Source organism: Carnobacterium alterfunditum DSM 5972, assembly GCF_000744115.1.
Taxonomy (GTDB): domain Bacteria; phylum Bacillota; class Bacilli; order Lactobacillales; family Carnobacteriaceae; genus Carnobacterium_B; species Carnobacterium_B alterfunditum.
The window spans coordinates 16731-36564 of the sequence record NZ_JQLG01000001.1; the positions used below are offsets into that span (position 1 = coordinate 16731).

Consider the following 19834-nt stretch of genomic DNA (forward strand, 5'->3'; position numbering starts at 1 on the left):
TATTATATTCGCTATGGGGAATTTCCTTTGGAAGCTTATGGTTCATTATTCAGAGTAGCTTTAGGTAGTCCGCACGATATAGCTAATACAATAGAAAAAACAATTCCTTTATTATTTACCGGTTTGGCTGTTGCTATAGGGTTCAAAAGTAATATGTTGAATATCGGAGCCGAAGGACAGCAATACTTTGGGGGATTTAAACAAATGGATTTTACTTCCGATTATTTTCCTTGTAGGAATCATTGGAGGGGCTACAGCAGTGACCATTACTGGATACTTTAAAGCAAAATTTAATATTAGTGAGATTATTGTAGCTTTAATGTTGAACTCTCGATTGTTGGGAGTGTCATATTTCTGGACGCAATAGCGATTGGCTATTGATTTATAAATTTTACCCTACTCAAAATCTTGTCTTTTTTATCCGAACGGGGACACATTCAGATGTTTTTAACACACGAGAGCTCTTAAATGAAAGACGTTTCCGAACAGGAAATCGGCTTATTCATTAAGAGATTTTTAGTCCCTTTCGGATCATTTTCCACTGAACAAGAAGAGGAAAATCCCTCCAAAAATCCTATGCGAAAAAGGATTAGTTCGCATAGGATTTTTGGAGGGGAGATCTGGCCGCAAACGGTCAGATTTATTGAGGAGCAAAAGTTTAAAAACTTTGCTCTTTTTTTGTCCGTTTGCGAATAGCGAATCGGACGAAAAAATCCGCATTGTTACCTGTCGGACAGACAGATAACGGCGGACTCCTTTGGGGGTCTTAGGGGGAGCAGCGCATCCACCTAACAGGGAGTATTTGGGTACCAAATACGTAGCCTGTTGTTCTTGCAGTTATTCCTTTAGTTGTTTTACGACCAATTAAGGAGTAGAATAACTAAAGGAATAACTGCTTTTTTTGAAACGTTTTGACAAGGAGACCGAATAGGGAGCGTTGGTAAATAAGTGGAGAAAAAACGCACGGGATCTTAGGTCTGAAAGGCGACTGAATAAGGAGCGTTTTAGCCCTAAGATCCCGTTAGTCATGCAGCGAGGAACTGAGACCGAATAGGGAGCAGTTTAGAGAGGAGAGACTACATCCGTGAGCGAACAAAAAAAAGAGAACCGACGTGAAGAACGTCAAGTGAAATTTCGCGTGAACGAAACCGAATATGAGAAGCTCAGCTACCTAGCGGAGCAACAAGGGATGAGCGTGCCCAATTTTGTTAAAAGCAAGGCACAAGGGACTCGATTGCGGAATCCGAAAGTCGAGATTGAAGGAGCGAAAGAAATCGCTCGGCAGCTGCGGTATTACAATTCCAATTTGAATCAGTTAGTTAAATGGATCAACACCAACAAAACCATTTATGAACCAACTGAACTAAAAGCGATGGAACAACAATTAGCCGGTATTCAGGAAGGAGTGAGTGGCCTTTGGGAGCAATTATCAAGATAGCCAGTGCCACTAAAAATGGTTCAGCGACCGTCAACTACATTGCAAGACAAGGAAAGATTGACGTCCAGTTAACCAGTGCTCACCTCACTCCGCTGGATTATCAAGCAGCGCGAGAACAAATGCGCCAAACGCGAGAATTACTGGGCAAGACAAAAGGGCGTCAAGGCTATCACTTGGTCCAGTCTTTTGACGAGACCGATCAGTTAACACCTGTAAAAGCCCATCAGCTAGGGCAAGAATTCATGTCCGAATTAAGCAAGATGTATCCAGACCATGAAATTTACATGGCGACTCATACCGATACCGACCATCCGCACAATCATTTTGTGCTTAATGCAGTGAACAGTGAAACAGGCGCTAAAATGGCCATTAATCCTCCGGATATCTATGAAATGCATGAAATCAATAACGACATTTCAAAAAAACACCACTTGGTTGAACTGACGAAAGCTAAAAATAAGGTCTATCCGACCGAAATAGCCGCTTATACTCAAACTGGGAAGCAATATGAACGGGATTTAGTCAAAGAAAAAATTTATCATGCGAGAGATCAAGCCCATTCTTATCCGGAATTTAAACAAGCACTGTCTGCTTCAGATGTGGAACTAACGTCTGAGATTGGAAAAAGAGGTCAAACCATCCGACAAAAGTACGTGACTCATGATTCAGAAGGAAAAAAATGGACGTTTACCGCCTCAAGATTAGGCGAAGACTTTAAAAAGGAGCCGATTACCTATGCCATCATGGAACACCAACGAAAACGAGACAAACAACAAGCAGACAGAGAACAACTTGAGCGCAGCAACGCCGAAAGATTACGAGGACTTACTGCTAGCGTACGGGAAGTTGCGGACGAAGTACGAACAGAGCGCAGAACACATGAGTCTGCTCATCAGCCACCTCAACAATCTCGAGCAGTCGATCGAGACTTCGGATCAGAACGGTAAAAACCAACTGGCTTATCATCAGAGGCAAGATCAAGAAAGAAGCGAGTTGTTTCAAGACTTACTGACGGAAAATGAACAATGGAAACAACAAACAGCCGTTGATTTAAAGGATTATTCGCCTGAAAAGATGGAACAAAAGCTCGATAAGATCGTCTATCAGCATTTAGACGACTACCAAGAAAAATTGGATGCGGTCTTGCAGCAAGCGGATCATCAGGCTAAAAAAGAACGTCGGACCGATTGGATCGAACGCATCAGTATTTTAGGCATTGGGGCCGTTACCCTTCTAGCTATTTACGGGATGTTTTCGTTCTTTATGGGGATGTAGGCGATGGGATTATTTTTTGCGAAACTCATGTGACGTATTTTGCCTGTTTTAAGCGTTTTGGTGGTTTTGGTGTGTTCTTATCTAGTTTGGGACGTAAAGTTTCGCCACTGGCGGAAATCAGGCCATTTAAAGCGTGTTAGTCTAGTAGCTCTTGTTTCTTTAGTCGTTTGTTTCAGTGTGTTGCTTTTATTAGGGTATTCAACCCAATCAAAAATACCGTTTGGATCAAAGATTCAAGAAATTTCTGCGGAACAACAACTCATAAAAGAGGAAAAGCAAAGGATTGAAGCGGAAAAAGTAGCGACTGAAGAAAAAGATGATCAAATTAAAGACCAACTAGAAGCTGCTTTAGATGTAGCGGATGAAGAAAGAATATTTCTTACGAACAAAAATGAATCAGCTATCATTACCGAAGATTGGTTTTCTAAAAACCAACAATTCATTGATCAATTATCAGAAGATACAGATCGAGAAGAGTATATGAACCGATTTAAGTCTGTTAGAGACGTTTTCTTGAATTAAAGGTCCTTTTATCTGGTTTAACCTTCACACTTTGATTAACGCTGTTTTCTTGAAGGTTAAGGCATGCAGGTGTTCGAACTGTCGAGCGTAAGTCGAGACACAAGACATTGAAGATGGGCTTAGTCTTTTGTCTCTTGTAACAATCGTATCTTTTTTTTATACGTATAAAGTAACTGTAGATAATTTAGTTAATTACTAATTTGTACCTTGTTTATGACTAATTATTTAGTATAAACGAAACTATTAGTCATAAACATTCTTAGATGAATTATAACGAGGTTATTTTATATTTATCTTAAATACTTTGTCTTTTAAATCTTTTAGGACGAAAAAAAAGCCTTTATATCAGTACTTACAGCTGTTAAACAACGAGGAAAAACTGTGCATTAAACGAGGAAAAACTGTGCATTAAACGAGGAAAAACTGTGCTAAAGACGAATTTGTTTTATTTTTTTCGTCTTTTGTTGTATGATGCCAACTATAGATAATTTTTATTCTTTGAATTGGATTTTTTTCTTTATCAAAGAACTGGAGGATTGAATTATGCAAATTTCAGATCGCAATAAGTCTCAAAAGGTTATACATATGGAAGATTTATATCTTCAAAAAACAGTAGAACATAATGATTTGGTGACTAGTGTAGCTAAAATGGATAAAGTTCCTTTGAAATTTTTTGAGTTGGCAGTATCTTGTTTGAATACTGAACATACTCCTGAAAATAATACGGTTTTTTTGTCGAAAAAAACTCTTTTTTCTTTTTTTAAAGCAGAAGATAATGATAAACATGCTCGGTTCAAAAAAGCTTTAACTACTCTTCATAGACAATCTATTTTTGAGGTTCAAGAAGTAAATGCAAAAGGAAAATTAAATTTTAAAATTATTTCTCCTATTTCCAGTAGTGAATGGAATGATTATAATGATGTTGTAGCAATTAAATTTACAGAAGATATTATGCCCTATCTGATTGATTTAAAACGTAATTTTACCCAATATCTGATTACCGATATTATGGAATTGAATAGTAAATATAGTATTATTTTATATAAATGGTTTTCTATGAATTATAATCAATATGATACTTACAAAGGTACAAGTAAACGTACGAAAAATCAGATTAATCAAATGAAAAATCCTTATATTGATATTCAAGAATTACGTAAAATGACAAATACAGTAAGTGAATATGAAAGAATATTTGATTTTGAAAAAAACATTCTAAAAACAGCTTTAGAAGAAATAAATAAACATACACATTTTTCTATTACTTATGACAAAATAAAAAAAGGACGTTCGATTTCAGGAATTCAATTTTACATCGATAAAAAAGTTGCAAAAAATTCCTTACCTTATAAAGAGAATGATTCGGAATATATTAAAGATAAAGTACAACAAGAACAAGAACAGCAGGAGCTTTTTAATAAGGCTGTACAAAACAAATATACGACTATATTAGGAGAAAATTTATTGATTGGATTTCGAGATATGCAAGATGTTACTAAAATGGCTAATCTACAAAAGCAAGTCTATCCTCTTTATGACGAATTAAAAAAATTACGCGGAATGAACGGAGTTAAATATCATGTTAGTTACGTAGCTAACCATAAAAATGGGGCGGAATCTCAATTGCAAAACATAGTAAAATATCTAAAACGTTCAATTGAGCAATATTTACAAATAGTAAAAATTCAAAATATAGATTAAAGTAAAAAAATTGGAATTATTAATAAGTAGTTTCAACTTTCTTCTGTGATATCGTATTAGATAGTATAGAGATATCATAAATATATCAGAAAGCGGTGAATGTTTTTGTCAGATAACCGTGTTCAAATCATTGTCAGAGCTACAAAAGAAGAAAAAGAAAAACTTAAAGAAATTGCAAAATCAAAAAAAAAGTCTATGAATCAATTAATCCTAGATAGCGTGATTAATATCGATAATGATAGCACAGATGATAGCGCGGAAAATATCAAAGATAGCTCCGTTGATAGCACAATTATTAATATCTTTAAAGATCAATTAGAGAGTAAAGATAAGCAAATTGATAAGTTACAAAATCTACTGGATCAACAACAACAATTATCCCTTCAAACGAATAAACATATTGAACAATTACAGTTTCAATTATCTAATGAAACTATAGAACAATCGACTAATAATCCTCTAGTTAATGATGATTTTGAAGACACTTCCGAAGATTTTGAAAAAAAAGGTTTTTTAAGTCGCTTTTTCAAAAAATGACGTGAAAATCAAATAACCTAAATTGACAAATTGTACAATATGTTGTACGATTTTAATAAGAACAATAAAGGAGGTCAATATAATGGAAGCTGTTGCTTACTCAAATTTTCGTCAAAATTTACGCAGCTATATGAAACAAGTAAATGAAGATGCGGATACATTAATTGTAACGAATAAAAATGTTGAAGATACTGTTGTAGTCTTATCAAAAAGAGATTATGATTCTATGCAAGAAACATTACGAGTATTATCCAATGAGTATGTCATGGATAAACTACGACGTGGGGATCAACAATTTTCTGAAGGTAATTTTAAAACTCATGATTTAATTGAGGTTAGCTTAGATGATTAAAGCATGGTCAGATGATGCGTGGAATGACTATATTTATTGGCATGAACAAGGAAATAAATACAATGTAAAAAAGATCAATAAACTGATCAAAGACATTGACCGAGATCCTTTTACAGGCATAGGAAAACCTGAACCATTAAAATATGATCTATCGGGGAAATGGTCACGAAGAATTACGGATGAGCATCGTTTGATTTATAGTGTCATGAACGAGACCATCTATTTGTATTCAGCAAAAGATCATTACAAATAGAGCTATTGCTTTCTTTAGTTTAAAATATCAATTTAGAGCTCCTAACTATTCAAAGTAAAAAAACAAGACCCTCTTCAATAAAAAAAAGAGGGTCTTGTTTTTTTACTTCGTATAATGGAATTTTATGTTAACTTAGATTTTTTGCATATATATTAGAAAGTAAGTATTCCAATAATTGCAAAAATCAGCATAATAATTATTACAGCAGCTACGATTATTTTTACAGTTCTTTTTTGCATGATATCTCCTTTTTTCTCTTTTAATTTTTCCAAGCAGAACCACTAATTAGGCCATTTTTCCCACCAGTAACTTTCAAATTATAAGTTCCAATTTGAACACTCAATCCTTTAAGTGGTCCTATTTTATAACTAAATGTAGCTACTCCACTATATTTTTTATTTGATATTGATCCATAAGAAGAAGTTCTTGACGTTTTTACTAAAGGATTAAGATTTCTTACTACAATACCGCTTGTAGTACCTGCTTTTAAAGCTCCTGTACTATTATAAGTATAAGTGCCAGTAACTCTATAAGTAGTCCAATTTATACCGAATGAGCTTAGTGTAGATGTATGGCTAACGGTTCTTGAATTAGAGGCTGCTCTTGCTTGATATTGTTGTACTGAAGGCTCTTCTGTAATTATTTCTTCAGAAGATTCAAAAGGTTGTTTCATAGAATCAAGAAATTCCATTTGTTGATTGTAATCAAGTAGTTGAAATTCATTTAATTGTTCTAAAGCATCTTCACTTGCAGTTTCTGCATATTCGGGGTCTACTCCAGCTTTTAAAGCATCTTCTACAGAGTAATTTTTTAAATACTCACTATAATTTTCTGGATTTCTTAAAATTTCGTTTGCTTCTTCTATTTCTGACAACTCTGAAGCATACGCATTACCAGGAAATGCCCACACGACAAAAGCTAGGATTGCAAAAACCAATAAAAAATTTTTCTTTTTAGTTAACATAAATATTTTCCTCCTAAATTATATAATAAACTAAGTAATTTTTATACCTACTATCCTCCTTAAATTGATAATAATAGTATCTCAAAATTTGTATATATTGATAAGAACGTATTGGTTTACATCTTAGCAACCATTAGGTGCTAATAGAGGAATAAGGTGTTTTTAATCTTCTAAATCAGACTTTCGAAGGAAACAATAACCTAAAACAATTAAAGCGTAACCAAAAATAAAGTTTTGGGTGAAAACAGCCAAAATAGCAACACTAAAAATGAGGATAGACAAAAATTGATAACCATTTTTTTTAGTTATTTTTTTCATTATAATATCTCCCATAGCCATTCTCCTAACCTAGTAGTTCATAATCAAATTATCTATCTAACCTTATGAAACGAAAAGAACACAGTGGTTTACATCTTAGCAACCATTAGGTGCTAAAAAGCAACTAATAGCTGATAGTCAATGATCTTTACTTTCGGTATGATAGAACAAAGAGAAAAAGAAGGAGGAAAAAGAAGGAGGAAAAAGATAGATGGCATTAGGAGAACGATTGAAAGAAAGTAGAGTGAATAAAGGGTACTCGCAAGGAAATGTAGCAGATCATTTACATATTTCAAGACAATCTATTTCGAAATGGGAAAATGGAAATAGTTACCCTGATTTAGATAATCTAGTAAAGTTGAGTACCTATTACGAAGTTTCGATTGACGAATTATTGAAAGAAAATCAAGAACTCAAAAAAAAAATAGAAGAAAATAAAGGTAAGATTGAAGAAAATGTTCAAAAATTAGCTTTTATTCGTGGATCAAGTGAAAAAGATGAAGGGTTAATTTTATTAGTTCTTTCTTTTTTGGGCTTTTTAATCACACCTTTAGGTTTAATTACTTCTCCTATTCTAATTTTTAGAAATAAAAAAACAAATACACTACATAAGTTCATTTACGTAGCATGTATTTGTTGTATAGCCTATAATTTATTTATCGGTTATGGAATTTTAAGTGATATCTTTAGTTGGGGAACAACTACTGTTGAGTATTTAGGGTAATTAATAAGTAATAGAAATTTTATTAGACAATAACTTTGCTCTTAAATTTATTGAAGTTGTAAATAACCCCCCCTTTTTTTTCAAGTAGTAAGTAGATTGAATGGAACTATCTAACTTTAGTTCTGCCTTTGTAAAGCTTCCTGTATAAGCCACAATAGATGGGGAGTATGCTTTTGTAATTTTATTTCCACTCACTGAAATTTGGTAACTAGCTTTCCATTGGCCAGAAGTAGACGCTGAAATTTTATAAGTGCCATTTTTAACAGCTCTTAAATAACTAGGCATTTCTTCAACTTCTATTATCAATTGATCTCCTTCTGGACTTATACTTTCAACTGATTGTATCCCTCCCTGTTTTAGGTCATAGACTAGTTTTGGTATGTCTGTAGAAAGATTTTCTTCCTCAGCTTGTACCTCTGTAATCCCTAAACTAAAAAAAGTGAAGCAGCTTAAAATAAAAATTGTTTTTTTCAAAATAATTCCTCCAAACATTATTTAATAACACATAAAATATAACAGATAATGTTTTATTAATAACGACTTTTTTATTTAATCGCCTTCTAAATGACATCTTTTAGTAAGGGAAAACAACTAAACTAAAAAAGGATTATACTGTTTTTTTTAGTGGTATAATCCTTTTTTAGTTCAATAGATCAGTCTAAAAAAAGTCATATAGTTACTTATTAAATCGAATGTTAACGGCTTTCATAGCTAACTCATAATTATCATTATCAAGAAGTGAAAAAATTTCTAATGGTGTGGAGCAATCATAATTATTATATAAATTAAAAGCTAATTCGACCATTTTTCTATTTCCACTACTAAAATCGACTTTCTCAAAACAATCTGTTTTAATCCAATGTTCCTCAAAATCATACAGGTTATCAATCTTTGCATACAGCTCTTTATTTTCACTAAAAATAGTGAACAAAGCTCTCCGTTCATGATTTTCTGGGTTTGTATTATCTCTTTCGATTAGTTTATAATAGTTTTCATTTTTCATTTTATCAGCTCCTAATTTTTTTATTTCCTGATGAAATCACTAGTTAAAAACCTAAACGAAAGTTTAATAACGTTGCGCTGATTTCATCTTCATTGATTCCGATGTAGCGTTTCGTGATTTTCTCGCTGCTATGACCGAATATCTCCATCAGTGTGGCTACGTCTTTAGTTTTCTTGTAATAGTGGTAGCCAAACGTCTTACGCAGCGTGTGCGTCCCAATATCGTCTCTTCCTAACAGCTTAGCGACCTTCTGAAACATCTGGTAGACCGTATTGACTTCTACATGACCTCCCTTGGTGCTTGAAAATAAATAATCATCTGTTGCCAGGTCTTTCGTGTACTCCTGGATCAAGTCCTGCAGACTACTCAAATACAAAATACGCGTCTTTCCCGTTTTCTTTTCGACAATACGGGGATTTTTTGAGGAAATCAGGTCTTTTTTCTTTAATTTTACGATATCCGACATGCGCAAACCGCTATTAATGCCAATCAAAAATAGAAAAACATCCCGATCTGCGTTTTTATTGCGCCTTAAACAGAATAAAAAGTCGTTTATTTCTTGTTGCGTGCGTAATGGTTGGACGTTGTAACTCATTTAAAAGCCCTCTCCTCTCACAAAAGTGATACATGATTTTAGTTATTATACCACATAATCGTGTGTTGGAGGACGATACAAAAAAAGAACCCTATGGGAATAGGGTTCCGGATACACGATTCTATACAATTTCATGTGTCTGAAATTCTTGTTTTCTGATTTATCAAATTAAGCTAGACAAAATATCTTCACTCATTTAACTCAAAAATACTTCCAATGACGTTTGATACTTCAATGTTTTTCTTGGAATATTATTTCTCTTATCTGCAACGGAGGAAATAAACAATTGTCCACTTGATTAAAATCCATTTCTTTTGGCAAGCCATATTTCCAAAACAAATCATTCGAATTCTCGTTTAAAACGCTTTGTGATGGTGTTCCAGTATCCGCGAAATAAGTAGCAACATCATGCTGGTTGCATAATGATTTCCAGTTAGAAAATTCTTTTCCACAATCAAACGTGATTGAGTGGAAGAAGTTTCTTGGAATAACTTGAAACCAGTGATTTATGGCTAGTTCAATATCGCTGGCCTTACGTCTATTGGGTTTTCTTTTCCCCTTCATTGTATTGTTGGTAATACTCAATGGACGTATGGCCTTCTTTTAAAAGGTTAATGACGGTGTAAATGGGTGTTCGCGTTCGATTTAAATAGGCGGCTATTTGGACAACTAAAATATTTTGGTGGTAATAAGATTCTATCATCACTAGCTCATCAGTGGTACGATGTGTGCAGGTCATTCGTGATCACTCCCCTGTCTTCTTTAGTCGGAAATATGGGTTGAGTGTACCACGAATGGCTTTTTTATTTGTCTAGCTTAAATTTACAATCGGCGTTTATTAACTTTTAAGACTCGAAAAAAGTTAGTTTTTACGCATCATAGGCTTGTTGGTACAATTTAATAATGTCTTCTTTTCTGCCAACTCTAGGATTAGAAAATGCATTGCCATCTTTCAAAGCATTTTCTGCCATCATATCAAAATCTTCTGGCAAAGCACCCAGAGACTTGATATTTGTTGGTATACCAACATCTTCAGAAATAAGAATCATCGCTTCAATAGCTTTATCGGCAGCTTCCCTAACGGATAATCCTGCAATATTCTCACCTAGTAATTCTGCAATATCAGAAAAACGCTCTGGATTACTAATAATATTCCATTTTTCAACAGTGGGCATCAACACAGCACAACACACTCCATGAGGAGCATCGTACTGCCCACCTAATTGATGAGCCATTGCATGAACATAACCTAGGTCTGCATTATTGAAAGCCATTCCAGCTAAAATTGAAGCATAGGCCATATTGGTTCTTGCTTCTACGTCATGTCCATTAGCTACGGCACGTCTTAGATATTTACTAATTAATTTTATTCCTTGAATCGCTTGGGCGTCTGTAATTGGATTTCTATTTACTGATACATACGATTCTACACAGTGTGTTAAGGCATCCATACCTGTGGCAGCAGTTAAGGCTGTCGGAATATCCAACATCAGCATTGGATCATTAAAGGAAACTAATGGGACGTTTCTCCAAGAAACAACAACAAATTTCAAATGAGTTTCTTCATTGGTTATAACCGCATGTCGTGTAATTTCTGAGGCCGTTCCAGCTGTTGTATTTACAGCCATTAGCGGTGGCAAAGGATTTTCTAATGTTTCAATTCCGGCAAGGGCTGGTAGGTTATCACCATTTGATAAAACAATACCAATTCCTTTTCCACAATCATGAGATGATCCACCACCTATCGTAATGATTGAATCACAATGATTATCCATATATAATTTTTTACCTTCTTTAACATTCCTTATTTTCGGGTTTGGTTCTACACCATCAAAAATAACGTATGCAATATCAGCTTTCAGTAAAGAACTTTCTGCTTGTTTAACTGGCCCGTTATCTAAGTTTCTTAAGAAAGCATCTGTTACAATCAATACTTTTTTCATATTCAACATTTTTGCTCTTTCTCCGACCTTTTCAACTACACCAGGACCAAAGAAATTTACATTAGGCATCATGAAATCATAGTTTTCTTTTTTCATATCGATCCCTCAATTCTATATATTTTCACTTATAAACGTGTTTTTTTTAATAGTCACTTTTTAAATTTATCGATTTATGTTGGATAATCCGAGTTCTAATCATTCTTTGAATTAAGTTAGGTTGGCTTACGATTATCCTGATAACATTAATATCCATTCTTTAATCTATATTTTTCAAATTTATTATTTTTTTGCCTTGCGCTTTTTGTAATCGCGTCCGAGTGCATCAGCTGCAATAATAGCTTGAGCGACACTTTCAGACGTCACTTTGAAAGTCATAGCATGGATAAATTCTTCAGTAATACAAGCCTTTTCTGCAACTTTAATAATTTATTCATAGTTTACTTCTTCTACATCTAAGTTTGCTAAAGAAATAGGCAAGCCAACAGATAAACAGAAATCTAATAATTTTTCGACTTCTTTTGTAGGTGCGTCTTCAAGGATCAGTTGGACAAACGTTGTAAAAGCTACTTGCTCTCTATGAAAGTAATTGTGAGGGCCTATTAAAACAGTTAGACCATTATAGATGGCATGGGCTGCAGCTAATCCACTCGTCTCAAAACCAAGTCCAGATAATAATATATTCGCTTCAATAATAGTTTCTAAAGCAAGTGTAACAACATTGTTATTACACTTGCTTTGCATTATAACCACTTTTAAGAACTGTTTCGTAATAAAATCTAGCTAATGTAAATAGAAACGATTGTACCTTTAGCAGGTTCGGTATCTCCTGAATAGAAGTCATTTAAAAAGATAACATTTACATTCGGATTCGAATGACGTGTTTGTTGCATGTGCTTCATAATAAGTAGCTAAAAAATGTCCGGAACGGGAGATTAAGAATCAAGTTGGAGCTTGCGCAATTACAGTAATATCCATCAGAACTACACTAGTATTTCAGATAAAGTAATCGCAATCATAAAAATGATGATCTGTGGTATACGATACGGCAGAATGACTATTCGGTGCATCAGTAGCTTTAATTGTTGGATAAACAATTAAAGTGTGACCAGTAGCAACTGTTTTAGAGGTATCAATGGCTTTTCCTCCATCCAAACCAACGATGACATCTGTTCCTTTTTCTTTTGCTATTTTTTTAAGTCGTTCGACTTCTTCGTGTGTTTCTTCTCCACCAAAGTCTGCCAGATACAATGTAATATCAAAACGTTTAGATGTTTGATCTAACTTATCTTGAAATTGGTTGATTTTTGAAATAAAAACTGCAGAATTTTATTTAGCAAGATTTGCTTTTTTTAGTTGAGATTTCACACTTAGTTTCATTAAAGTAACCATGGATATTGCACTTACAACACTTCCAACCCCTAAGGCTAACACAAATAATAATGGGTTAGTAATAGCGTTTGGTATAAGCACTAAGAACAAGCCACCATGAGGCGCTGTAACACCAATATTGAATGCTAAAGAAATAACAGAGCCTACAAAACCCCCTAACATAAATGATGGAATTGCTTGTTTAGGATAAGCAATTGCAAATGGGAGTGCTCCTTCAGTAATAAAACTCATACCTAATAATGTAGCAGTTTTTCCTGCTTCTTGTTGGTCTTCTTTAAACATATTTGGACGTACCATTGTTGCAATTCCCATACTGAGTGGCGGAATCATTCCAATAATCATAACAGCTGCCATAGGAGAATAAATTTGGCTAGAAAGTAAGGATACCGCAAACGCATAAACCATTTTAGAAATTGGACCACCTAAATCAAAATAAAAAATGCTAAAAGCAAGCGAAAGAGCGACAATACCTGCGTTATTTGTAGAAAGAGTAGTTAAAAATCCTGCAACCGTGCCCTGGATTGCGACTACTGGGGTTGCTATTACATATATTAAAAATAACCCTACAATTATAGTAGTAACTACTGGTATAACTACAATATTTTTAAGTCCACGGATTGATTCTGGGAATTTAACTTTTTTATTAATGAAAAGAGCGACATAACCTGCTAAATAACCAGCAAGAATTGCCCCTACGAAACCAGATCCTGTATTATGAGCAATAAATCCACCAATAATACCTGGAGCAAAACCAGATTTATCAGCAATATCATAAGATATAAAACCAGCAAGAACTGGGAACATAAGTGCCATAGCCGAATTTGAACCAATTTCATACAAAGCCCAAGCTAAACTGCCTTCATTTTCAAATGCAGTAATACCAAATGCAAATGATAATGCTATAGCAAGTCCACCAGCAACGACAATTGGAATCATATACGAAACACCAGCTAATAAGTGTTGATAGACACCTTTAGCACTCTTTCTTTCTGACTGAACCTCTTCACCTTGAACTCCTGTTTTTATATATGTTGATTTTTTATTTAAAGCATCAAGTAAGACATTTTTACCTTCTTTAATAGCTTTACCAGGTGAAACTTTTAATATATCTTTCCCAGCAAAACGCGTTTCATTAATTCCTTTCTCAATAGCGAGAACCACAACGTCAGCCTCTTCAATTTGTTCAAAAGTCAATGCATCCTCAACTCCAGCTGCTCCCTGTTTTTCAATGAAAATATCTATGTTTAATTCTCTGGCAGCTTGATCAAGTGCTTTTTCAGCCATGTAAGTGTGCGCTATTCCAGTTGTACAAGCAGTAACAGCCACTACTTTTTTACCTTCGTTGGATTCCATTTTATTTTTACTTTCCTTAATTGAATATTCATTATCTTGTTCATCGCTGTAATTACTAATTAGAGTCATAATGTCTTCTTTGTTTTTGATATTACTCATACTTTTTTTGAACTCATCTTCCATCAACAGTGTTGCAATTTTGCTGAGTATTTTTACGTGATCAGAAGAAGTAGAACTCGGAACAGCAATAAAGAAAAACTTATCTGCACTATTCCCTTCCAAAGACTCATATACAATAGGTTTTTTAGTTCTGATGTAAAGAACGCTGGCTGCCTTAACTGAGTCATCTTGTCCATGAGGAATAGCCCAATTATCACCCATCCCTGTAGGAGATAACTCTTCTCGATTTAAAAGTGCCTTCACAAATTTTTCTTTATTTGAAACTAGATTTAAATCGTAAAGTTGATTCGCAGCAAATTTAAACAAATCTGTTTTTGTCTCAACATCAACATCTAAGAAAATTTTTTTATTATTGATAACTTGGTTTATATTCATTTTGTATCACCTTTTCTTTTATAGTTATAGGCTGTGTTTCAAAAACTTTATAATAATGTTTTAAGCATTTTCTCATACCACGCATAGATTGTTCTCGGACATCAAAAATATTTTTTGTTTCATTTATATTTATTTCTTCATAAGCTGAATTTACAATATCTGTAAAAATATTTGTTTTGCTAATACCATTTTTAGCACATTTATTCAAATTATAATCACCTGAAGATGAACCCCCATGTAATACAAGAGGAGTATCAATGGATTTAGATATTTCTTTTAACACGTCAAATTTTATCTCAGGCTTTCCTTCGTATATACCATGCGCAGTTCCTATAGAAATAGCGAGAGAATCAACCCCGGTTAAATTAATGAATTCTGTTGCTTCTTCAAGAGTTGTGTAAAGAGAATCAGTATGCTCGTGATTTTCATAATTAACGCCGGACCCAACATGGCCTATCTCAGCTTCAACTACAACTCCTTTATTGTGAGCATATTTGATAATTTCTCTAGTTCTATCAACATTTACCTTAAATGATTCAGATGATGCATCGATCATTACCGAAGTAAATCCTAAGTCTACTGCTTCTTTTATTACATTTAGAGTCATTCCATGATCTAAATGAAGAGCTACAGGTACACTAGCTTCTTCAGCAACAACTTTTCCTATAGCAGCAGCTTCTTTCAATGTCAAAAGGTCTAAATGTACTTCTGCAAAACTCAATATTAAAGGTAAATTTAATTCCTCCGCAGTCTGAACATAAGCTTGCGCACTGTGAGAATCATAAAAGTCTGGAGCTGGGATAGAGAAATTTTCTTTTTGAGCGATTTCAAACATTTCTTTGGTAGTAACTAACATAGTTATTCCTCCTAATATATTATTAAATTTATTTGTTTAAGTATTGCACTCCTAATGCTTAATGTTAATTATACTTTATAAGAAAGCCTTTTCAATAAGTGTTCAATTTGTTGTTTAACAATCATTAAAGGTGTATAATTCAATCATAATTGATCAAAAATGTGCAAGAGGAGATATATTAATGACACCTTACGAAAGACAAGAAAAAATATTACAATTGTTAAATCGAAATAATTTCATGAGAACAAGTGTACTAAGTAAGCATATATTAGTCAGTACTGCAACGATTAGAAGAGATTTGAAGCATATGGAACAGAAAGGTACCATAAAAAAAGTATCTGGGGGAGCTTATATAGTAGGTAATAATTCAGACTTAGCTTACGAGTATACTAATAGAATCAGTTTAGAAAAAAAAAAAGTTATTGCTAATCTCGCAGTCAATTTATTAAAAAATGGAAGTATCGTTTTTATAGATGCAAGTACAACTGTTAATATATTGTTAGATAGAATTGATAATTTTTCTAATTTAACATTTTTGACAAACTCAATTTTTTCAGCTAAGAAAATTGCTGTTATGGAAAGTAAAGAAGTATATTTAATTGGTGGAAAAGTAGATAAGCTTTATATGCATACACATAGTCCATACTCTTCGGAAACAACAGACATGTATCATAGTGATATTACGTTTATTTCAGGAAGAGGATTAAGCAGTAAAGGGGTGTCTGAGACAAACTTAAACGAAGCTGCTATAAAAAGAATGTTTAGAGATAACACAGATTGTTTGGTTCTATTAATTGATAGTACAAAAATGAATAAAAACTATTTTCATATAAGTATGGATTTTGAAAGTATAGATGTGATTATATCTGATAAAAAGTTACCAGATAATTTAGAAATAATCGCTTTAGAGAATAATATTCGAGTTATTTATGAATAATTAAAAAAATATAAAACATTCCAACTATATAGACTTGAGGATGCTCTCAATATTATAAAAAATGTTATAGGGCTTGAAAAAGATTCGTTCTTCTGTAATGCAAGAACCGAGGCACATGTGACTAATGATGGTAGTCTTTATTATGGAATATGGCAGGAAATAAGAAAGGTGATGTCATATGAAAGAAAAATCAAAACCTACGAAAATATCAGAAGTAGCAAGAGGAATATCACGAACGGATTCTTATCGTGATATACTCACATCTGTCTTTGCAGTCGTCCTAGCATTTACAATTGGGGCAATTATTATATTCGCTATGGGGAATTTCCTTTGGAAGCTTATGGTTCATTATTCAGAGTAGCTTTAGGTAGTCCGCACGATATAGCTAATACAATAGAAAAAACAATTCCTTTATTATTTACCGGTTTGGCTGTTGCTATAGGGTTCAAAAGTAATATGTTGAATATCGGAGCCGAAGGACAGCAATACTTTGGGGGATTTAAACAAATGGATTTTACTTCCGATTATTTTCCTTGTAGGAATCATTGGAGGGGCTACAGCAGTGACCATTACTGGATACTTTAAAGCAAAATTTAATATTAGTGAGATTATTGTAGCTTTAATGTTGAACTCTCGATTGTTGGGAGTGTCATATTTCTGGACGCAATAGCGATTGGCTATTGATTTATAAATTTTACCCTACTCAAAATCTTGTCTTTTTTATCCGAACGGGGACACATTCAGATGTTTTTAACACACGAGAGCTCTTAAATGAAAGACGTTTCCGAACAGGAAATCGGCTTATTCATTAAGAGATTTTTAGTCCCTTTCGGATCATTTTCCACTGAACAAGAAGAGGAAAATCCCTCCAAAAATCCTATGCGAAAAAGGATTAGTTCGCATAGGATTTTTGGAGGGGAGATCTGGCCGCAAACGGTCAGATTTATTGAGGAGCAAAAGTTTAAAAACTTTGCTCTTTTTTTGTCCGTTTGCGAATAGCGAATCGGACGAAAAAATCCGCATTGTTACCTGTCGGACAGACAGATAACGGCGGACTCCTTTGGGGGTCTTAGGGGGAGCAGCGCATCCACCTAACAGGGAGTATTTGGGTACCAAATACGTAGCCTGTTGTTCTTGCAGTTATTCCTTTAGTTGTTTTACGACCAATTAAGGAGTAGAATAACTAAAGGAATAACTGCTTTTTTTGAAACGTTTTGACAAGGAGACCGAATAGGGAGCGTTGGTAAATAAGTGGAGAAAAAACGCACGGGATCTTAGGTCTGAAAGGCGACTGAATAAGGAGCGTTTTAGCCCTAAGATCCCGTTAGTCATGCAGCGAGGAACTGAGACCGAATAGGGAGCAGTTTAGAGAGGAGAGACTACATCCGTGAGCGAACAAAAAAAAGAGAACCGACGTGAAGAACGTCAAGTGAAATTTCGCGTGAACGAAACCGAATATGAGAAGCTCAGCTACCTAGCGGAGCAACAAGGGATGAGCGTGCCCAATTTTGTTAAAAGCAAGGCACAAGGGACTCGATTGCGGAATCCGAAAGTCGAGATTGAAGGAGCGAAAGAAATCGCTCGGCAGCTGCGGTATTACAATTCCAATTTGAATCAGTTAGTTAAATGGATCAACACCAACAAAACCATTTATGAACCAACTGAACTAAAAGCGATGGAACAACAATTAGCCGGTATTCAGGAAGGAGTGAGTGGCCTTTGGGAGCAATTATCAAGATAGCCAGTGCCACTAAAAATGGTTCAGCGACCGTCAACTACATTGCAAGACAAGGAAAGATTGACGTCCAGTTAACCAGTGCTCACCTCACTCCGCTGGATTATCAAGCAGCGCGAGAACAAATGCGCCAAACGCGAGAATTACTGGGCAAGACAAAAGGGCGTCAAGGCTATCACTTGGTCCAGTCTTTTGACGAGACCGATCAGTTAACACCTGTAAAAGCCCATCAGCTAGGGCAAGAATTCATGTCCGAATTAAGCAAGATGTATCCAGACCATGAAATTTACATGGCGACTCATACCGATACCGACCATCCGCACAATCATTTTGTGCTTAATGCAGTGAACAGTGAAACAGGCGCTAAAATGGCCATTAATCCTCCGGATATCTATGAAATGCATGAAATCAATAACGACATTTCAAAAAAACACCACTTGGTTGAACTGACGAAAGCTAAAAATAAGGTCTATCCGACCGAAATAGCCGCTTATACTCAAACTGGGAAGCAATATGAACGGGATTTAGTCAAAGAAAAAATTTATCATGCGAGAGATCAAGCCCATTCTTATCCGGAATTTAAACAAGCACTGTCTGCTTCAGATGTGGAACTAACGTCTGAGATTGGAAAAAGAGGTCAAACCATCCGACAAAAGTACGTGACTCATGATTCAGAAGGAAAAAAATGGACGTTTACCGCCTCAAGATTAGGCGAAGACTTTAAAAAGGAGCCGATTACCTATGCCATCATGGAACACCAACGAAAACGAGACAAACAACAAGCAGACAGAGAACAACTTGAGCGCAGCAACGCCGAAAGATTACGAGGACTTACTGCTAGCGTACGGGAAGTTGCGGACGAAGTACGAACAGAGCGCAGAACACATGAGTCTGCTCATCAGCCACCTCAACAATCTCGAGCAGTCGATCGAGACTTCGGATCAGAACGGTAAAAACCAACTGGCTTATCATCAGAGGCAAGATCAAGAAAGAAGCGAGTTGTTTCAAGACTTACTGACGGAAAATGAACAATGGAAACAACAAACAGCCGTTGATTTAAAGGATTATTCGCCTGAAAAGATGGAACAAAAGCTCGATAAGATCGTCTATCAGCATTTAGACGACTACCAAGAAAAATTGGATGCGGTCTTGCAGCAAGCGGATCATCAGGCTAAAAAAGAACGTCGGACCGATTGGATCGAACGCATCAGTATTTTAGGCATTGGGGCCGTTACCCTTCTAGCTATTTACGGGATGTTTTCGTTCTTTATGGGGATGTAGGCGATGGGATTATTTTTTGCGAAACTCATGTGACGTATTTTGCCTGTTTTAAGCGTTTTGGTGGTTTTGGTGTGTTCTTATCTAGTTTGGGACGTAAAGTTTCGCCACTGGCGGAAATCAGGCCATTTAAAGCGTGTTAGTCTAGTAGCTCTTGTTTCTTTAG

Annotated in this window: 25 protein-coding genes and 3 pseudogenes; 17 read left to right on the forward strand and 11 right to left on the reverse strand. The window is 34.8% G+C overall.

Annotation, left to right across the window (positions count from 1 at the left end; translation table 11 throughout):
- Nucleotides 1–27 precede the first annotated feature (27 nt).
- The 10 genes and pseudogenes from BR50_RS12830 (at nt 28) to BR50_RS00160 (ending at nt 6078) form a co-directional block, all read left to right on the forward strand.
- Nucleotides 28–282, forward strand: coding sequence for an ABC transporter permease (locus BR50_RS12830; RefSeq protein WP_034545023.1), 255 nt, complete (start codon nt 28–30; stop codon nt 280–282).
- A 62-nt stretch (nt 283–344) separates the two neighbouring features.
- A pseudogene (locus BR50_RS13080) lies at nt 345–509 on the forward strand (hypothetical protein); the annotation flags it as partial.
- A 575-nt stretch (nt 510–1084) separates the two neighbouring features.
- Nucleotides 1085–1438: a plasmid mobilization protein gene (locus tag BR50_RS00125; RefSeq protein WP_034545027.1), complete on the forward strand. Its 354-nt coding sequence runs from the start codon at nt 1085–1087 to the stop codon at nt 1436–1438.
- On the forward strand, nt 1417–2385 hold the full coding sequence (locus tag BR50_RS00130) for a relaxase/mobilization nuclease domain-containing protein (RefSeq protein WP_034545029.1): 969 nt from the start codon (nt 1417–1419) through the stop codon (nt 2383–2385). Before BR50_RS00125 ends, BR50_RS00130 begins: the two co-directional genes overlap by 22 nt.
- A 46-nt stretch (nt 2386–2431) precedes the next feature.
- Nucleotides 2432–2713, forward strand: coding sequence for a hypothetical protein (locus BR50_RS00135; protein ID WP_034545031.1), 282 nt, complete (start codon nt 2432–2434; stop codon nt 2711–2713).
- A gap of 69 nt (nt 2714–2782) precedes the next feature.
- Nucleotides 2783–3235 carry a hypothetical protein gene (locus BR50_RS00140; protein WP_034545032.1) on the forward strand — a complete coding sequence of 151 codons (453 nt, stop codon included), beginning with the start codon at nt 2783–2785 and terminating at the stop codon, nt 3233–3235.
- Between the two features lie 543 nt (nt 3236–3778).
- A complete protein-coding gene (locus tag BR50_RS00145; protein WP_034545033.1) occupies nt 3779–4936 on the forward strand; it encodes a RepB family plasmid replication initiator protein in 1158 nt (385 codons plus the stop codon).
- Nucleotides 4937–5041: 105 nt separating this feature from the next.
- The gene (locus BR50_RS12340) at nt 5042–5473 is read left to right on the forward strand and encodes a DUF536 domain-containing protein (RefSeq protein WP_245792876.1); all 432 of its coding nucleotides are present in this window, start codon (nt 5042–5044) and stop codon (nt 5471–5473) included.
- Nucleotides 5474–5555: 82 nt separating this feature from the next.
- On the forward strand, nt 5556–5825 hold the full coding sequence (locus BR50_RS00155; RefSeq protein WP_034545034.1) for a type II toxin-antitoxin system Phd/YefM family antitoxin: 270 nt from the start codon (nt 5556–5558) through the stop codon (nt 5823–5825).
- Nucleotides 5818–6078 carry a Txe/YoeB family addiction module toxin gene (locus BR50_RS00160; protein ID WP_034545036.1) on the forward strand — a complete coding sequence of 87 codons (261 nt, stop codon included), beginning with the start codon at nt 5818–5820 and terminating at the stop codon, nt 6076–6078. Before BR50_RS00155 ends, BR50_RS00160 begins: the two co-directional genes overlap by 8 nt.
- Before the next feature lie 259 nt (nt 6079–6337).
- Here the strand turns inward: BR50_RS00160 and BR50_RS00165 are convergent, their stop codons facing one another.
- Both BR50_RS00165 and BR50_RS12835 read right to left on the reverse strand, forming a co-directional pair.
- Nucleotides 6338–7042: a hypothetical protein gene (locus tag BR50_RS00165; protein ID WP_034545038.1), complete on the reverse strand. Its 705-nt coding sequence runs from the start codon at nt 7040–7042 to the stop codon at nt 6338–6340.
- Nucleotides 7043–7204: 162 nt separating this feature from the next.
- Nucleotides 7205–7375, reverse strand: coding sequence for a hypothetical protein (locus tag BR50_RS12835; protein ID WP_170206169.1), 171 nt, complete (start codon nt 7373–7375; stop codon nt 7205–7207).
- A 196-nt stretch (nt 7376–7571) separates the two neighbouring features.
- Here BR50_RS12835 and BR50_RS00170 point away from each other — a divergent pair, with 196 nt between their 5' ends.
- A complete protein-coding gene (locus BR50_RS00170) occupies nt 7572–8084 on the forward strand; it encodes a helix-turn-helix domain-containing protein (RefSeq protein ID WP_034545041.1) in 513 nt (170 codons plus the stop codon).
- Here BR50_RS00170 and BR50_RS00175 read toward each other — a convergent pair whose 3' ends face one another.
- From BR50_RS00175 to BR50_RS00215, 9 genes and pseudogenes are all read right to left on the reverse strand, one after another.
- A complete protein-coding gene (locus tag BR50_RS00175; protein WP_245792874.1) occupies nt 8085–8558 on the reverse strand; it encodes a DUF5626 family protein in 474 nt (157 codons plus the stop codon). It abuts the gene before it with no gap.
- Nucleotides 8559–8760: 202 nt separating this feature from the next.
- A complete protein-coding gene (locus tag BR50_RS00180; protein WP_034545046.1) occupies nt 8761–9087 on the reverse strand; it encodes a DUF6075 family protein in 327 nt (108 codons plus the stop codon).
- 43 nt (nt 9088–9130) lie between these two features.
- Complete coding sequence (locus tag BR50_RS00185) at nt 9131–9682, reverse strand: tyrosine-type recombinase/integrase (RefSeq protein WP_034545016.1); 552 nt, start codon at nt 9680–9682, stop codon at nt 9131–9133.
- 196 nt (nt 9683–9878) lie between these two features.
- A pseudogene (locus BR50_RS12490) lies at nt 9879–10421 on the reverse strand (IS30 family transposase).
- 130 nt (nt 10422–10551) lie between these two features.
- A complete protein-coding gene (locus BR50_RS00200) occupies nt 10552–11721 on the reverse strand; it encodes an iron-containing alcohol dehydrogenase (RefSeq protein WP_034545020.1) in 1170 nt (389 codons plus the stop codon).
- 330 nt (nt 11722–12051) lie between these two features.
- Entirely contained in the window at nt 12052–12366 is a 315-nt protein-coding gene (locus tag BR50_RS12345; protein WP_051905682.1) for a dehydroquinate synthase/iron-containing alcohol dehydrogenase family protein, read from the reverse strand.
- A 252-nt stretch (nt 12367–12618) separates the two neighbouring features.
- A complete protein-coding gene (locus tag BR50_RS12350; RefSeq protein WP_081884455.1) occupies nt 12619–12936 on the reverse strand; it encodes an iron-containing alcohol dehydrogenase in 318 nt (105 codons plus the stop codon).
- 15 nt (nt 12937–12951) lie between these two features.
- The gene (locus BR50_RS00210) at nt 12952–14862 is read right to left on the reverse strand and encodes a PTS fructose transporter subunit IIABC (RefSeq protein WP_074200291.1); all 1911 of its coding nucleotides are present in this window, start codon (nt 14860–14862) and stop codon (nt 12952–12954) included.
- Complete coding sequence (locus BR50_RS00215; RefSeq protein WP_051905684.1) at nt 14837–15718, reverse strand: class II fructose-bisphosphate aldolase; 882 nt, start codon at nt 15716–15718, stop codon at nt 14837–14839. Before BR50_RS00215 ends, BR50_RS00210 begins: the two co-directional genes overlap by 26 nt.
- Before the next feature lie 181 nt (nt 15719–15899).
- Between BR50_RS00215 and BR50_RS00220 the strand changes: the two genes are divergently transcribed.
- The 6 genes and pseudogenes from BR50_RS00220 to BR50_RS00250 all read left to right on the forward strand — a co-directional run bounded on the left by BR50_RS00220 (nt 15900) and on the right by BR50_RS00250 (nt 19671).
- Entirely contained in the window at nt 15900–16655 is a 756-nt protein-coding gene (locus BR50_RS00220; RefSeq protein ID WP_034545021.1) for a DeoR/GlpR family DNA-binding transcription regulator, read from the forward strand.
- A gap of 330 nt (nt 16656–16985) precedes the next feature.
- Nucleotides 16986–17240: an ABC transporter permease gene (locus tag BR50_RS12840; protein WP_034545023.1), complete on the forward strand. Its 255-nt coding sequence runs from the start codon at nt 16986–16988 to the stop codon at nt 17238–17240.
- Nucleotides 17241–17302: 62 nt separating this feature from the next.
- Nucleotides 17303–17467: pseudogene (locus tag BR50_RS13085) on the forward strand (hypothetical protein); the annotation flags it as partial.
- 575 nt (nt 17468–18042) lie between these two features.
- The gene (locus BR50_RS00240) at nt 18043–18396 is read left to right on the forward strand and encodes a plasmid mobilization protein (protein WP_034545027.1); all 354 of its coding nucleotides are present in this window, start codon (nt 18043–18045) and stop codon (nt 18394–18396) included.
- Nucleotides 18375–19343, forward strand: coding sequence for a relaxase/mobilization nuclease domain-containing protein (locus BR50_RS00245; RefSeq protein ID WP_034545029.1), 969 nt, complete (start codon nt 18375–18377; stop codon nt 19341–19343). Before BR50_RS00240 ends, BR50_RS00245 begins: the two co-directional genes overlap by 22 nt.
- A gap of 46 nt (nt 19344–19389) precedes the next feature.
- Nucleotides 19390–19671 (forward strand): hypothetical protein, encoded by a 282-nt coding sequence (locus BR50_RS00250; protein WP_034545031.1) that lies wholly within the window; start codon nt 19390–19392, stop codon nt 19669–19671.
- Nucleotides 19672–19834 lie beyond the last annotated feature (163 nt).